The organism is Saccharopolyspora sp. NPDC000359 (assembly GCF_040300525.1).
Lineage (GTDB): Bacteria > Actinomycetota > Actinomycetes > Mycobacteriales > Pseudonocardiaceae > Saccharopolyspora.
Map to the genome: position 1 here is coordinate 12,318 of NZ_JBEPDU010000062.1, position 13,609 is coordinate 25,926.

At 69.5% G+C, this 13,609-nt stretch carries 17 protein-coding genes; 10 read left to right on the forward strand and 7 right to left on the reverse strand.

Going from position 1 to position 13,609, the window contains the following annotated elements; all coding sequences use genetic code 11:
• Positions 1-198 precede the first annotated feature (198 nt).
• The gene (locus ABT324_RS29320; RefSeq protein ID WP_351184032.1) at positions 199-1,164 is read right to left on the reverse strand and encodes a R2-like ligand-binding oxidase; all 966 of its coding nucleotides are present in this window, start codon (positions 1,162-1,164) and stop codon (positions 199-201) included.
• 104 nt (positions 1,165-1,268) lie between these two features.
• On the opposite strand from ABT324_RS29320, the gene ABT324_RS29325 reads away from it, so the two are divergent.
• Positions 1,269-1,889, forward strand: a complete 621-nt coding sequence (locus ABT324_RS29325; protein WP_351184034.1) for an HAD family hydrolase — start codon at positions 1,269-1,271, stop codon at positions 1,887-1,889.
• Here the strand turns inward: ABT324_RS29325 and ABT324_RS29330 are convergent, their stop codons facing one another.
• Positions 1,890-2,096, reverse strand: coding sequence for a hypothetical protein (locus ABT324_RS29330; RefSeq protein WP_351184036.1), 207 nt, complete (start codon positions 2,094-2,096; stop codon positions 1,890-1,892). It lies immediately after the preceding gene.
• A gap of 243 nt (positions 2,097-2,339) precedes the next feature.
• On the opposite strand from ABT324_RS29330, the gene ABT324_RS29335 reads away from it, so the two are divergent.
• A complete protein-coding gene (locus ABT324_RS29335; protein ID WP_150070919.1) occupies positions 2,340-2,732 on the forward strand; it encodes a cold-shock protein in 393 nt (130 codons plus the stop codon).
• A 104-nt stretch (positions 2,733-2,836) separates the two neighbouring features.
• On the opposite strand, the gene ABT324_RS29340 is transcribed toward ABT324_RS29335, so the two are convergent.
• The gene (locus ABT324_RS29340; RefSeq protein WP_351184038.1) at positions 2,837-3,049 is read right to left on the reverse strand and encodes a hypothetical protein; all 213 of its coding nucleotides are present in this window, start codon (positions 3,047-3,049) and stop codon (positions 2,837-2,839) included.
• Between the two features lie 174 nt (positions 3,050-3,223).
• Between ABT324_RS29340 and ABT324_RS29345 the strand changes: the two genes are divergently transcribed.
• The 8 genes from ABT324_RS29345 (at position 3,224) to ABT324_RS29380 (ending at position 8,938) form a co-directional block, all read left to right on the forward strand.
• Entirely contained in the window at positions 3,224-4,069 is an 846-nt protein-coding gene (locus ABT324_RS29345) for a helix-turn-helix domain-containing protein (RefSeq protein WP_351184040.1), read from the forward strand.
• Positions 4,069-4,245 carry a DUF397 domain-containing protein gene (locus ABT324_RS29350; RefSeq protein WP_351184083.1) on the forward strand — a complete coding sequence of 59 codons (177 nt, stop codon included), beginning with the start codon at positions 4,069-4,071 and terminating at the stop codon, positions 4,243-4,245. Before ABT324_RS29345 ends, ABT324_RS29350 begins: the two co-directional genes overlap by 1 nt.
• A 111-nt stretch (positions 4,246-4,356) precedes the next feature.
• The gene (locus ABT324_RS29355; RefSeq protein WP_351184042.1) at positions 4,357-4,578 is read left to right on the forward strand and encodes a hypothetical protein; all 222 of its coding nucleotides are present in this window, start codon (positions 4,357-4,359) and stop codon (positions 4,576-4,578) included.
• Positions 4,579-4,782: 204 nt separating this feature from the next.
• Complete coding sequence (locus tag ABT324_RS29360) at positions 4,783-5,298, forward strand: DUF3558 domain-containing protein (protein ID WP_351184085.1); 516 nt, start codon at positions 4,783-4,785, stop codon at positions 5,296-5,298.
• An 81-nt stretch (positions 5,299-5,379) separates the two neighbouring features.
• Entirely contained in the window at positions 5,380-5,613 is a 234-nt protein-coding gene (locus tag ABT324_RS29365) for a hypothetical protein (protein WP_351184044.1), read from the forward strand.
• 110 nt (positions 5,614-5,723) lie between these two features.
• A complete protein-coding gene (locus ABT324_RS29370; protein WP_351184046.1) occupies positions 5,724-7,193 on the forward strand; it encodes a serine hydrolase domain-containing protein in 1,470 nt (489 codons plus the stop codon).
• A gap of 10 nt (positions 7,194-7,203) precedes the next feature.
• Positions 7,204-8,184 carry a sensor histidine kinase gene (locus ABT324_RS29375; RefSeq protein WP_351184048.1) on the forward strand — a complete coding sequence of 327 codons (981 nt, stop codon included), beginning with the start codon at positions 7,204-7,206 and terminating at the stop codon, positions 8,182-8,184.
• Between the two features lie 100 nt (positions 8,185-8,284).
• A complete protein-coding gene (locus ABT324_RS29380; RefSeq protein ID WP_351184050.1) occupies positions 8,285-8,938 on the forward strand; it encodes a response regulator in 654 nt (217 codons plus the stop codon).
• A gap of 7 nt (positions 8,939-8,945) precedes the next feature.
• Here ABT324_RS29380 and ABT324_RS29385 read toward each other — a convergent pair whose 3' ends face one another.
• The 4 genes from ABT324_RS29385 to ABT324_RS29400 all read right to left on the reverse strand — a co-directional run bounded on the left by ABT324_RS29385 (position 8,946) and on the right by ABT324_RS29400 (position 13,582).
• Positions 8,946-9,422, reverse strand: a complete 477-nt coding sequence (locus ABT324_RS29385) for a DUF2771 family protein (protein WP_351184052.1) — start codon at positions 9,420-9,422, stop codon at positions 8,946-8,948.
• A gap of 58 nt (positions 9,423-9,480) precedes the next feature.
• Positions 9,481-11,370 carry an MFS transporter gene (locus ABT324_RS29390; RefSeq protein WP_351184054.1) on the reverse strand — a complete coding sequence of 630 codons (1,890 nt, stop codon included), beginning with the start codon at positions 11,368-11,370 and terminating at the stop codon, positions 9,481-9,483.
• Positions 11,371-11,974: 604 nt separating this feature from the next.
• Positions 11,975-12,724 carry a hypothetical protein gene (locus ABT324_RS29395; RefSeq protein WP_351184056.1) on the reverse strand — a complete coding sequence of 250 codons (750 nt, stop codon included), beginning with the start codon at positions 12,722-12,724 and terminating at the stop codon, positions 11,975-11,977.
• Between the two features lie 21 nt (positions 12,725-12,745).
• Positions 12,746-13,582 carry a glutaminyl-peptide cyclotransferase gene (locus ABT324_RS29400; RefSeq protein WP_502949816.1) on the reverse strand — a complete coding sequence of 279 codons (837 nt, stop codon included), beginning with the start codon at positions 13,580-13,582 and terminating at the stop codon, positions 12,746-12,748.
• Positions 13,583-13,609 lie beyond the last annotated feature (27 nt).

The window sequence follows — 13,609 nt, forward strand, 5'->3', positions numbered from 1 at the left end:
CCCCCGCGCGGCTCCGCCCGGGTTGACGCGATTTCAAGGGAGGTCTGATCTCCATGGAAATCGCGGCAACTTGGCCTCAGGTCAAATGCCTCGGCGGGATCCTCCGGCGTGTCGTGCGGACGACATGCCGGAGGATCACCGGCACGGAGGACGTGGAACCACAGTTTCAGTTGAAACTGTGAAACCACTGGTTCGAGATCAGCGGAGCTTGGCCAGTTCGGCTGCGTCCTCGGCGCCGAACTGCTCCTCCAGCTTCTCCGGGGCGGCGTCGACGTCGATCTGCTGGAGCGGCATGCCGCGGGCGCTGGAGATCGCGCCGAGGCGGCGGGTCGCGCGGTCGGTGGCGTAGGCCGTGAGCTCCTCCTTGTCCAGCTCGAACGGCAGGACCTCCGGTGCGTCGTCTGGGCGCCACTGGACCTGGGCGACGGCGTGCGGGAGGACCCGGTTCATCTGGTCCTCCACCACCTCCCAGTTGCGCTCGTCGGCGGCGACGTGGCGGCGGCAGGTGAAGGTGCCCCAGGCCATGTGGCGGCGCTCGTCGTCGCCGATGTGCCGGATCACCTGCTGCATGCCGGGCAGGATGCCGCGGCGGACGCAGATCTTGTGCCAGGCGAAGTAGCCGGTCAGCGCGAGGGTGCCCTCGACGACGTGGTTGTAGGTGACCGAGGCGCGGACCTGGTTCTCCGGGCTGGGGTCGGCGTGCAGCGCGTGCAGCGACTCGGGCAGCAGCTTGTAGAAGATCTCCCGGTAGCCGGGGTTGTCCTCGACGTACCAGTGCAGGTCGTCGGTGAGGCCGACGGCGTCCATCCACAGCCGGAAGACCTGGGTGTGCTTGGCCTCCTCGAAGACGAACTGGGTCAGGTACATCTCGTCGCCGAAGCGGCCTTCCGCGGCCATCGCGGCCATGAACGGTTGCAGGTCTTGGGTGACGGCTTCCTCGCCGGCGATGAACTGCGCGCACAGCCCGGCCACGCTGCGCTGCTCGTGCTCGTCGAGCTGCTTCCAGTCCTCGGCGTCCTGGCTGAAGTCGATGTCGGCGGGGTTCCAGAACTTGGCGTTGCCCTTGGTGAACAGCCGCAACGGCAGGGAGTCCCAGTTCAGGCCGCTGGCCCGCAGGGAGTGGAAGCCTTCGCGATGGGCGGGGTGCGCGGTCGTGCTCGTCATTGAACGACTCCAGCTCGCCGGATGTGAGAAGTATTACGAAATGATTTTCGATACTAACGAGTTCCGCGTCAAGGGCGCTGCTGTCGCTCCGTAGGGTGGTCCGCGTGGCAGCAGAGCGCACCGGTCCGACCGTTGGCTTCGACCTGGACATGACCCTGATCGACCCGCGCCCCGGCATGGTCCGCATGATCGAGGAGCTCAACCGCGAGTTCGGCCTGACCCTCGACGGCGAGCACTTCGCGTCGAACCTCGGCCCGCCGCTGTACGACTCGATGCGCGGCTACGGCTTCGACGACGCCATGGCGCAGCGGCTGGTCCACCACTTCCGCGCGGTCTACCCGCAGGTGGCGATCGGCGCGACGACCGCGTTGCCAGGCGCGGCTGAGGCGCTCGCGGCGGTCCGCGAGCTGGGCGGGCGGACGCTGGTGATCACCGGCAAGTACCAGCCGAACGCCGAGCTGCACCTCAATGCCCTCGGCTGGGAAGTCGACCGGCTGGCAGGGGACGTCTTCGCCGCGGCGAAGGGCGATGTGCTGCGGGAGGAGGGCGCGGCCAGCTACGTCGGCGACCACCTCGGCGACATCACCGGTGCGCGGGCCGCGGGCGCGACCGCCGTCGCGGTGGCCACCGGGCCCTACGGCGCTGACCAGCTCGCCGAGGCCGGGGCCGACGTCGTGCTGCGCGACCTCACCGAGTTCCCGGACTGGCTCGCCCAGCAGGTCTGATCAGCGGCGCCGGTTGCGCAGGACGGTCGCGATGACGCCGACGACCAGCCCGACCGGGCACAGCAAGGTCGCCAGGTTCAGCCACACGGGCAAGTCCTGGTAACCGACGGCGAACAGCGTGAAGATCGCGATGATGGCCACCAGGCCCAGGGCGAACATGGCCACCGAGACCGGGAGGATTGCGGACCTGCGCGCGGATGTTGCCATGCCCAGCAGCGTATTCACGCACTGCGCCAGGTGCCGCAGCGACCCTTGCTCGACAAGGCCGGGTCTTCCCAGCCCGGCACGCGGTACGCTTGAATGACGCGTCCCGGCGCGCGCAACTGCGAAGCGTAGTCGGGGCGCTTTCGTCGTGCCGGGGCAGTTCGGCCCCGCGCGGCGGACCGGGACGTAAGGACGACGGAGGCCCAGCAACCGGGCCATGTGCATCGACAGGGAACGGTGAGGACAGTGCCGACCGGCAGGGTCAAGTGGTTCGACGCGGACAAGGGCTTCGGCTTCCTGACCCAGGACGGCGGGGAGGACGTCTACGTGCGCGCCTCCGCGCTGCCCTCCGGCGTGGAGGCCCTGAAGACCGGCCAGCGCGTCGACTTCGACATGGCCCAGGGGCGCCGCGGCCCGCAGGCGCTGAAGGTGAAGCTGCTGGACCCGCTGCCCTCGGTGGCCGAGGCGCGCCGCCGTCCCGCCGACGAGCTGCACGGCATGGTCGAGGACATGATCAAGCTGCTGGAGCTGAAGGTCCAACCCGACCTGCGCCGCGGCCGCTACCCGGACCGCAAGACCGCCAAGCGCATTGGCGAGGTCGTGCGCGCGGTCGCCCGCGAGCTGGACCCGGGCAGCTGATCAGGACCACCGGGGGCCGGGCGCACCGCGCGGAGCGCCCGGCCTCCTGCTTTCGAGGGGCAGGGCGCCCTCAACCGACTTGGCTGGTCAACGCGCCCCTCGCCTCATGCGGATCGGGTGATCAGATCTCGGTTGGCGTCGGCGACGGCTTCGCGCAGCACGTCGAAACCGCGCCGGGTGCAGCTGAGCACGAGCTCACCGTTGCCTCGGAAGATCAGGCTCATCTCGTCGGAGCACTCGTCGTACTCGTGCGTCACGTCCACCAGCTCCGAGATTCCGACCAGCGTGGCCGTCTCGACCCCTTGCCCTCGGTGCACGACTGACTCCCCTCCGGGCATGCCGCCCGAACTCGATACAGTTCAGTTGAGGAAACCGCTAAGGCTTCTTGTTGAGCCTTGTTGTGAGGATAAGGATTCTTGGGGAGCTTTGGCATTGCCCGATCTGGGTGATCGTCGGACGAAGGGGGTCGTGTGCCAGCCGGACGTCAAACGGTGGAACGCCGTCAGCTCGGCCTGATGCTGCGTCGCTTTCGTGATCGGGCGGGCAAGACGCAACAGCAGGCAGCGCAAGCGATCGGGCGGGACACCGCTCGAGTCAGCCAGGTCGAAACGGCCAAGGGCTCCTTCAACCCTGAAGAACTGAGTACCCTGCTGGACTTCTACGGCGTTGACGAAGCCGAACGTCGGACAGCGCTCGAGCTCGGTGCACGGGCGCGGAAGCGCCAACGCGGTCGCGGCTACACGGATCAGTTGCCCCTCGCCTTCGAGCGCTTGGCCGACCTGCAAGCAGATGCGAAGGCGATCGGGTTCTACGAGTCGAGCATCGTGCCTGGCCTAGCCCAGTCGGCCGACTACATGCGTGCTGTGATCAACGCAGGTGACGGCGTCTGGTGGGAGCCATCACAGGACGAGGTCGAGAGGCGCGTTGGCTTCCGAGCAGAACTCCAACGCCGTGTGCTGGATGCGGTTGAGCCGAAGGACATCTCGTTCGTCGTGGCCGAGCGTGTGCTTGACGAGGTCATCGGTAGTGTCTCTGTGCTGCGTGGACAACTCCTGCACCTGCTCCAGCTCGGTGAGCGGCCGAACGTCACGGTCCAAGTGCTGCCCAGGTCAGTGCTAAACAACCCGCTCATCGGCTGCGGGCTCATCACCCTGGACTTCGGTGCGGCAGCACCGCAGATCGCTTTTGTTCCCGTCTCCTACGGGCCATCGACATACCACGATCAAGAAGCAGACACTGTGCCCATGTTCCGTGCTTACCGGCGGGCGCGGGAACTCGCGTTGGGGCACGACGCGTCTCGCGCTCTGCTGATCGACAAGCTGAAGGAGCTTGAGTGATGGCTTACGACACGGGTTGGTTCAAGAGCAGTCGAAGTGCAGCAGCCAGCGACGCTTGCGTCGAGGTGCGATTAACCAGCAGCGCCGTCGCGGTGCGCGACTCGAAGGCGCCGGAGGCGGGGCACATCGAGGTCAGCCACACCGCCTGGCGGGCGTTCGTGCGGCGTTTGCGCTGATCGGGTGCTTCGACTGGGCCATCGCGAGCTACTTTCCCGATTCCGTTGTGGCGCCGATTCGCCCCTGGCTAGGGTCGCCAGCAGGGCGATCTTGTGCAAGCGAGGGGGAGCATGACCACGCCACAGAGCTTCGGCGCGGGCTTGGCCGCGACCGGCAACGCGATGCAGGGCATCATCGACTCGTCGAACCGAGGAGAGTTCCGGGTCACGCCGGACGCGGGCAACGACCTGATCAGGACCTTCGGAGACTTCCAGGACGAGCTGGATGCCATGATCAGCGATATGGGCATTCTGGCCCAACGCACGCAACTTGGGGATAGTCCGGCTGGATAAGCGATCGCTGACTTCAACGAGCAGGTCGCGGTCGGCGGTGATGGCCGGTCGTACGAGGAGATGTTGAAGAAGTTCCAGGAGCAAGTGCCGCAGGTGATCGAGGCGATCAAGAAGGGCATCCAGCTCTACCAGGAAGTTGACGAGGGCAACGCTGGCTTCGGTGGACGGGTTTGAGGAGCGAGGTTGAAGGTGCGTAAGTCGTTGATGGGTGGCGTTGGGGTCGCCCTGGTTCTGGCGGTGTCGGCGTGTGGTGGACCTGGACAAACAGCGGAGCCATCGGAGCCGGTGGACAGCTCGACTGCGACCTCTGAAGAACCAGCAAGTGTGTTGGCCGGTGTTGATCCCTGTCAGTTGCTCACTGACGGCGAAGCACGTGAGCTCGGTTTGGAAGCTCCCGGGCAACGGCGAGATATTTCGAAGACTTTGTCCTGCCGGTTTCGGGTCGCTGGGGATGGGCCTGGGCAGCTAGCAGTCTCGGCCAGCCCAGACCGAGCGCTCGACGAGCTGAACTTCAGTGGCGGCGATGTCCAGGACACCGAGGTCGCGGGCAAGAAGGCCAAGATCGTTCGTGGCGCGACGGCTGACATTTGCACGGTAGCGATCGCAGTGTCGCCCACGGAGTCTGTGAGCGCCGATGGAAACATTGGCGGGGACGTCGAGGCCGGGTGCCGGTTGGCTGAGCAGGCCGCGCCGTTGGTGCTGGCGAATCTTTCGAAGTAGACGGGAGTTCTTGTGTCGTCAGCGGGTGGCGGTCAGCACCCTGAGGTCCCGGATCCGGAAGGGCGTGATCGCAGCCTGCTGATGACCGAGGCCGAGCAGGCCCGGATGCTGACGGAGCTGACACGGATCGAACACGACCTGTGCCAGGCCTTGGACGAGATCGAGGTCGGCAATGCCCTGTCGCGGGCGCTGCTCGACCAGCAGGCGGCTTCCTGGCGGGACCTGCTCACCGGCACTCGCGAGGTGCTGCGCAATGCCATCACCGTCGAGGAGCGCATCGGTCACCTCGACTTCGATGCACCCGACGAGGCCTGATCGATCGCCGAACCTCGGCCAGTGGTGGCTTTCCTATGCCTTTTGGCAGGGGTGGTTGTGGTCGCTCGGCAGATCCGCGGAGGGGGTCCAGGTCCCTAGCGTTCCAGGGCATGAAAGCGATGATCATCGCGCTCGCAGCGGCCATCGGGCTGGCTGCGGCACCGCCCGCGCAGGCCGCTCCCAGCATCGATGACTACCTGGCCAGCGCGCTGGAGTCGACCGGGGTGCCGGGGTTCTCCGTCGTGGTCACCAGGGGTGACGAGGTGGTGCACGCCGCGGGTTACGGGCACGACTCCACCGGTCGGCCGATGACCGCGGACACCCCGATGCGGGTCGCCTCGCTCAGCAAGTCGTTCACCGCGATGGCGGTCATGACCCTGGTCGACGCCGGGAAGATCGCGCTGGACCAGCCGGTTGCCGAGCAGCTGCCGGGGTTCTCGATGGCCGATCCGCGCGCGGCGCAGGTCACCGTCCGCCACCTGCTGAACCAGACCTCGGGGTTCTCCGACACCACCATCGACATCAACGCGCTGGAGGACGCGGGCTCGCTGGCCGAGTACACGGCCCGGCTGAGCACCGCTGCGTTGGCCGCCGCCCCGGGGACGCACTGGGAGTACTGCAACGTCAACTACGACGTCGCTGCTCGCCTGGTCGAGGTCGCGAGCGGGCAGCCCTTCGGCGACTACCTGCGGCAGCACGTCTTCGAGCCGTTGGGCATGCGCACCAGCGCGGTCAGCGACGAGCAGGTGCGCCCGGCCGACGGGTACGTCTCGCTGTTCGGGGCGTGGATCAGCCGCCCGGAGCTGCCGGGGTTTCTGGACAACAGCGGGGGCGGTGGGGTCATCACGACCGCGGCGGACATGGGGCGCTGGCTGGTCTCGCAGAACGGCGTGGGGCCGCAGCTCGTGTCCCCGGACAGCCTCCGGACCATGCACAGCCCGTCGGCGGTGGACGACTACGGCATGGGGTGGGGAGTCGAGCAGCCCGAGGGCGGCCCGGAGGTGTTGGTGCACTCGGGCAACCTGTTCACCTACAACGCGGTGCAGGCGATCGTGCCGGAGACCGGGTACGGCTTCGCCGTCATGACCAACGGCGCTTCGCTGCACGACAGCAGCTACGAGATCCTCAACGGGCTGGTCGCGTTGAGCCAGGGGCGGACGCCCGATGAGTTCAGCGGCGGTCGGCAGACCTTCGAGCTCGTGCTCGGCGGGATCTCGCTGGTGGCAGTGGGGTTGGGCGTGCTCGGGGCGGTGCGGTCCCGTCGGTGGGCGGCCAAGCGCGCTGGATCGCCCGCGTGGTGGATCGGCTTGCGCCTGGTGCCAGTGCTGGTGCCGCTCGCCGTGTTCGTCGCGTATCCGAGCGGGATCTCCTTCCTCAGCAACGGTCGGACGGTCACCTGGGCGCAGCTCACGTACTTCCCGCTGCCGTTGACCGTCACGTTGCTGCTCGCAGCGCTGGCCGGGGTGAGCACGGTGGTGTTCCGGTTGGTGCGGTTGCGCGCCGGGGCGGGCGGCGGTGCGGTTCCGCGGGGGTTCGCACCCGTTCCGGGCGACCGGCAGCGGGTCGCAGATGAGCTCTAATGTCGGCCTGGTGAGGAACACTGCTGCGCTGCTGGCCATCGTCGGGGCGTGCATGGCCAACTCCTTCGACATCGACGTGGTCCCGCTGTGGCGGCAGGTGTTGTTCGTGGTGCTGGCCGTGGCGGGGTACCTGCACGGTCGGCACCTCCCAGTGCGGCACGGCTGGGCGGTGTTCGCGCTCGGTGCCGTGCCGGCCGCGCTCGACCTGGCCATCTACCCGGGGCGCGCGGTCGGGCTGCTCGCGCTGCTGGCGGTGTTCGTGGGGTTGCCGTGGCTGGCTGGGCGGTTCCGCCGCCAGCAGGCCGCGCTGGTCGAGTCCGGCAGGGAGCGCGTGGCTCAGCTGGAGCGGGAGCAGGAGTTCATCGCCGAGCGCGCCCGGCTGCGCGAGCGCGCCCGGATCGCGGCGGACATGCACGACTCGCTGGGCAACGACCTGGCGCTGATCGCGCTGCGCGCCGGATCTCTGGAGCTCGCCACCGACATGACCGGGCCGAACCGGCAGGCGGCGGCCGAGCTCCGCGCCACGGCGGTGCAGGCGACAGACCGCCTCCGGCACACCATCGGCATGCTGCGCGAGAAGACCTCGCAGCCCCTGGAACCGCCCAACGAACCGGTGGAAGCCCTGGTGGACCGGGCGCGCAGCGCGGGGATGGACGTGGTGCTGCGGCGCAGCGGCGGATCGCTGGAAGTTCCACCCACAGTGGACCGAGCGGTGCACCGCGTGGTGCAGGAGGCGTTGACCAACGCGGCCCGGTACGCGCGGGGCGCGCAGGTCACCGTCCGGATCGACCAGCTGCCGGGCGCGGTCGAGGTCGTCGTGCACAACACGGCCGTCGACGCCGCGCCGATGGTCACCGGGAGCGGCAGCGGACTGCTGGCTCTGGCCGAACGCGTCGGGTTGCTCGGCGGCACGTTCCACGCCGGGGCGGGGGAGGGGTTCACGGTGACCGCACGGCTGCCCATCGAGGCCGGAACGGCAGGGGCGCTGTGATTGACTCCGTGCCAACCGCAACCTCGAGGGCCGTGACGCCCCCAGCCCTCGAAGCACAAGACGAGCGACCACCACTGTGGACCGCGGAGAGGCGCGAACAGTGATCCGCGTGCTGCTGGCCGACGACGAGGCGATGATCCGCGCCGGAGTCCGCTCGATTCTGGCCACCGACCCCGGCATCGAGGTGGTCGCCGAAGCCGGGGACGGGCGCGAGGCCGTCGAGCTCGCGGCCCGGCACGAGCCGGACGTGGCGCTGCTGGACATCCGTATGCCGGTGCTCGACGGGCTGGCCGCCGCCGCGGAGCTGGCGCGGGTGCAGCCCGAGGTGAAGGTCGTGGTGCTCACGACCTTCGACGAGGACGAGTTCGTGGCGCGGGCGCTCGGCGACGGCGCCCGCGGGTTCCTGCTCAAGGCCGCCGACCCGCGTGAGCTGATCATCGGGGTCCGCGCGGTCGCCGACGGCGCGGCGTACCTGTCACCGCGGATCGCGCACCGGGTGATCACCGAGATGAGCGGCGGTGCCCTGAGCCGCCGGGCTGCCGCGCGGGAACGCGTGGCGGCGCTGACCCCGCGCGAGCGCGAGGTGCTGGGTCTGGTCGGTGCCGGGCTGTCGAACCAGGACATCGCCGGGCGGCTGTTCCTGGCCGAAGGCACGGTCAAGGCACACGTCAGGACGATCTTGCAGCGCTTGGGCGCGAACAACCGGGTCCAAGCCGCGATCACCGCCTACGAGGCGGGGCTGGTCGGGGGCTGAGCGGCGGTCACTTCTCCTGGGCGTCGAGCACCCAGCTGCCGCCGATGCCGAAGTCGACACCGCCGTCGCTGCCGGGGGTCAGTACCGCGGAGAACTGCTGGACTTCGACGTGCTCCAGCTGCTTGCCGTCCGGCGGCAGCTGGAGGGTGTAGGCGTGGCGCTCGTTCGGCGCGAAGACCGGGCTGCGCCCGTCCAGCTCCTCGCCGTTGGCCCCGCGGTAGAGGAACACCACCTGCCACGGTGTTTCCGCCACCTCGCCAGGCACCGAGATCTGCAGCGGCGCACCCGCCGGGACCCGCAGCTGGCCGATCGCGTCCGGCGACGCCGCGCACTTCTCCCCGGTCGGGTCGCAGTGCTGGGCGGGTGCGACCCCCACCGACCTCCCGTGGGAGTAGAAGGTGACCTGCGGTTCGCTCGGCGCGGCACAGCCGGTGGCGAGCGCCACGCCCGCCACCGCCAGCAGCGGTTTCAGTCCACGATGCACGGTTCGAGCCTACAAGCCCGTCCCCGGGCGCCTCGTGCGCGGCGAGCGGCTAGCAGCCCTAGGACTTGGCTGTCGCCTGCTCCGCGGCTGGTGCCGCTCGGCGTCGGATGCGGGGGACCAGGGTGCCGCCCCGGCCAGCGATGATGGTTTGCGCCAGCGCGAGTGCCAGCAGCGCGGCCACCACCGCGAAGCCGATCCAGTAGACCGGTGGCAGCAGGACGCCCAGCGCGCCGCCGAAGACCCAGCTGAGCTGCAAGATCGTCTCCGAGCGGCCGAACGCCGAGGCCCGCGACGCCTCCGGCATGTCGTGCTGGATAACCGCGTCCAGACAGACCTTGGCCAGCGCGCTCGCCGTCGCCCCGACCAGGCCGACCACCACGGCCAGCGGCAGCCCGGCCAGCAGGGCGGCGCAGACCGCCACGACCAGCGCGCTGCCCAAGCAGGCGGTGATCAACCGGTCCGGCTTGCCGAAGTGCATCTTCGAGCCCAGCGCGTTGCCGAGGAAGCTGCCGACCCCGGCCGCCCCGCCGACCAGCCCGAGCTGCACCAGCTGCATGAACGGCTCGTGTTGGGTGCTCTGCTTGATGACGAACGCGGCGAACAGCGTCAGGAACCCGGTCAGCACCCGGATGCCGCCGTTGCCCCACAGGGCGACCACGACGTGCCCGCTCAGCGGCACCTTCTTCGCTTGCGGGCGGCCACCGATCGACGTCGGCACCTCACCCTCGGTGCTCTCCACCCAGCCCGGGATCCGCAGGCACAGCCACACCCCGCCGACGGCCATCGCGGCCATGAACCACAACGCGCCCTCGGAGCCGAGCAGCCACGCGAAGCCCGAGGCGATCGCGCCGAAGATGCCGCCCGCCGCCATGCCGAACGCGGTCAGCCGGGAGTTGGCCTTGGTCAGGGTGATCTGCGAGGGCAGCACACGCGGCGTCATCGCCGCCTTGAGCACCCCGAAGGACTTCGACAGCACCATGCAGCCCAGCGCCGCCGGGTACAGCAACCAGCTGTCGAAGTTCAACGCCATCACGGCGGCGAGCACCACCCGCACCGCGAACGAGGCCGCCAGCGCGTACCGCCGCCCCTGCTGCAACCGGTCCAGCGCGGGACCGATGACCGGCGCGATCACCGCGAACGGCGCGACCGTGATCAGCAGGTAGAGCGCGACCTTGTCCTTGCTCTCACCGGTCGCGGCGGAGAAGAACAGCGTGTTGGCCAGCGCGACCGCCATCGCGGCGTCCACCGCGTAGTTGCCCATCACGGCGTAGGTGAACTTCGCGAGCCCGGACCGGTCGGCGCCGTCGGCGTGCGCGAGCGAGAAGAACATCCGCATCGCCCGCTGCGTGAGGTCCCGACTGCGCCAAGCCGCCACCCGCGTGACGGTCAGCTTCTTCGGCGGCGCCGTCCCGCGAGGCCGCTCAGCCCCGGGTGCCTCGTCCTGCTCGCGCGACGAGTGGTCCTCCGGCAGCGGAGGCAACCGCCGGTAGCGGCTCCGCGGCTGCTCGTAGTCCGGGTCCGCCTCCCACGGGTACCGCCTCCCGCCCCTACCGGGGCGCTCAGCGCCGCTCGCGCCCTCGAACCGGTGCTCCGCACGCTCCCGCTCGCCGTGCTCCGCACGCTCCCGCTCGCCGTGCTCCGCACGCTCGCGCCCGCGCTCCGGCCGGTCGCCGCGCTCCGCGCGCTCCCGCCGCTCCGACCGTCCGCGCGGCTCCGCCTGCTCGCCGTGCTCCGCGCGCCCACGCCCCGTCCGCCTGCGCTCGCCGCGCTTCGCGTGCTCGCGCGCCTCCGCGTGCTCGCGCTCCGCGGGTTCCCCGGCGCCGTCCACGGGTGCGCCTGAGCGCGCCGCGCCCCCGCCTTCGGCGTAGGCGCCGCGCTTGCCGCGCTGCCCGGCGCCCCACCCTGGGCGCGGGGAGTCCGAGCGCTGGTCATGGCGTCGCAAACCCATGCTCGTCATCCTGCCTCACCCCGCTCCCACCTCAATCGGTCTCCGCGGCTTTTCGGCCGCCTCCACGGATAAAGAGGCGCGAATCGGCCCGTCAGATACACCTGTAACTCGATCTAGTGATATTCGCGGCCAAGATCCCCACCGCCTGGGTGATCTACGGCCCGTGTCCGATCCGATCGACCTTCCGGAACCAGCCCCGTCCGGAATTCGGTCTCCCGGAACTTCGCCCGCATGGTGCCGGGCACCTCGCCGGTCTCCTGCTCCGCCGCGATTCCAATGGAAATCAGACGTCCGGTTTCCATTGAGGTGATCTCAGTGGAAGTGCCCCGACGCATCACCGGCGTGTCGGGTGCCCGACACACCGGTGGTTACAGTTTCAGTTGAAACTGTGAATCATCCGGCGACTCGCCGGTGCGGGTCCGGCGAGATCACCGCATTGAAATTGCGTGACCGCCGAAGCCCACCGACGGTGCGAACGCAATCGACCCCAGACCTGGAGACAGACGGAATCCCCAGGTTACGGGCGCGAGGCACCGTTCCCGTCGGTGCGGAACCCCAGCCCGGAGCCCCAGGCCCCGAACCCCGGACTTCTGGCCGCAGGGCCTCAGGCGGGGGTGAGGCGCCAGTAGCCGTAGGGGTTGAAGAAGATGTCGTCGTCCGGGTACCGGTCGCAGGGTTGCTGGTTGAGGATCCAGCGCTGGGCGTCCTCGGCCAGGCGGAAGCCCTCGCCGTCGCGGATGTGCGCCGCGCGGGCCTCGGTGTGCAGGTAGCCCGTCAGGCCGTCGATCAGCTCGACCCACTCGCCCTGGCGGTTCATGTCGGTCAGGCCGTCGGCCTGCAGCTCCACGTCGGGGGCGCCCAGCAGGTGCATGCCGCAGGTGAAGAGGACGTCGTCGTCGAGGATCGGCCGCTTGACCCACGCCTGGCGGAGGGACTGCGGGGCGTCGGCGTCCGCGGCCAGCGCCAGCCAGGCATCGCGGCTGTGCGCGAGTGCGCTGCTCTCGGACTTGACCGCCGTCGCGCCCCAGCGATCGAAGAGCTCCGCGGTCACCGCCAGCATCCGCTCCGAGATGTGCACTGCGTCGTCCTGACCGCCCTGGGCCAGCACGTACGCGACCGAGTCGTGCTCGGCCACGGCCTCCCAGTCGGCGTCGGTGAAGGTCAGCTCGGCCAGGCACGCCTCGAACGCCTTGGGCATGCGGGGATCGTGCTCGGTGCTCGATTCGTCGCGGTCCAGCCAGAAGAACGGCCCGCCGACCGCGCGGACGGCCGCCTCCACGCCGTCCAGGTCCATCCCGGAGCCGAGCACGCACAGCACGTGCAGGGGCTGCACGGAACTCTGTTGATCATCCATGCGCAGGAACCGTACCCATGATCAAGCCGGGACGAAGCGAACTCGGAAAAGAGCGGGCCAGTACTTCCCGGTGATCAGGAACTCATCGGTGCCCGGCACGGCGGCGATGCCGTTGAGCACGTCGGTGCCCGGCCGCTGCTCCGGGCTGAGCAGCCCCGAGGCGTCGACCACGGCCGTGACCTGCCCGTTCGCCGGGTCGATGCGCACGATCTGCTCGCTGCCCCAGATGTTGGCCCACACCTGGCCGTCGACGCACTCCAGCTCGTTGAGCTCCTCGACCGGGGACCCGGCCGCCACCACGTCCACCGAGCCGGTGGGCGCGAAGGTCACCGGGTCGCGGAAGGTCAGCCGGTCGCTGCCGTCGCTCATCACCAGCCGCGAGCCGTCGAAGCACAGCCCCCAGCCCTCGCCGGAGTACTCCACTCGGCGCAACTCGGCCAGGGTTTCCCGATCCCGCTCCAGCGCGACCCCTTCCTGCCAGGTCAACTGCCAGATACGGTCACCCGTGACGGTGATGCCCTCACCGAAGAGATCGGCTGGGAGCGGGGCTTCGCGGCGCACCTCGCCGGTGACGAGGTCGGTGGCGCGCAGCAGCGACGCGCCCTTCAGCCCGGTGCCTTCGTAGAGGGTGCCGTCGGCAACCTCCAGGCCCTGAGTGAACGAGGAGCGGTCGTGCGGGAGCACGCGGATCACCTCAGCTCGAAGGTGTGGCAGGCTTCCCGCGTGCCCAACGCCCTGATCGGTCTGCTCGCCCTCGTGCTGGCCGTTGTGCTGCGCTGGTACCGACGGCGCGCACGCAACCACCCCGAAGGTGAGCACCACGCCGCAGAGAACACGTCGAGCCAGGAGCAGTCGCACCACGAAAGCTTGACACGGGCGACTGCA

Excerpts from the sequence above, each read along its gene's own strand:
- ABT324_RS29320 (WP_351184032.1), bottom strand. The coding sequence starts at position 1,164 with ATGACGAGCACGACCGCGCACCCCGCCCATCGCGAAGGCTTCCACTCC.
- ABT324_RS29330 (WP_351184036.1), bottom strand. The coding sequence starts at position 2,096 with ATGGCAACATCCGCGCGCAGGTCCGCAATCCTCCCGGTCTCGGTGGCC.
- ABT324_RS29350 (WP_351184083.1), top strand. The coding sequence starts at position 4,069 with ATGGCTTACGACACGGGTTGGTTCAAGAGCAGTCGAAGTGCAGCAGCC.
- ABT324_RS29355 (WP_351184042.1), top strand. The coding sequence starts at position 4,357 with ATGACCACGCCACAGAGCTTCGGCGCGGGCTTGGCCGCGACCGGCAAC.
- ABT324_RS29360 (WP_351184085.1), top strand. The coding sequence starts at position 4,783 with ATGGGTGGCGTTGGGGTCGCCCTGGTTCTGGCGGTGTCGGCGTGTGGT.
- ABT324_RS29365 (WP_351184044.1), top strand. The coding sequence starts at position 5,380 with ATGACCGAGGCCGAGCAGGCCCGGATGCTGACGGAGCTGACACGGATC.
- ABT324_RS29370 (WP_351184046.1), top strand. The coding sequence starts at position 5,724 with ATGAAAGCGATGATCATCGCGCTCGCAGCGGCCATCGGGCTGGCTGCG.
- ABT324_RS29390 (WP_351184054.1), bottom strand. The coding sequence starts at position 11,370 with ATGGGTTTGCGACGCCATGACCAGCGCTCGGACTCCCCGCGCCCAGGG.
- ABT324_RS29395 (WP_351184056.1), bottom strand. The coding sequence starts at position 12,724 with ATGGATGATCAACAGAGTTCCGTGCAGCCCCTGCACGTGCTGTGCGTG.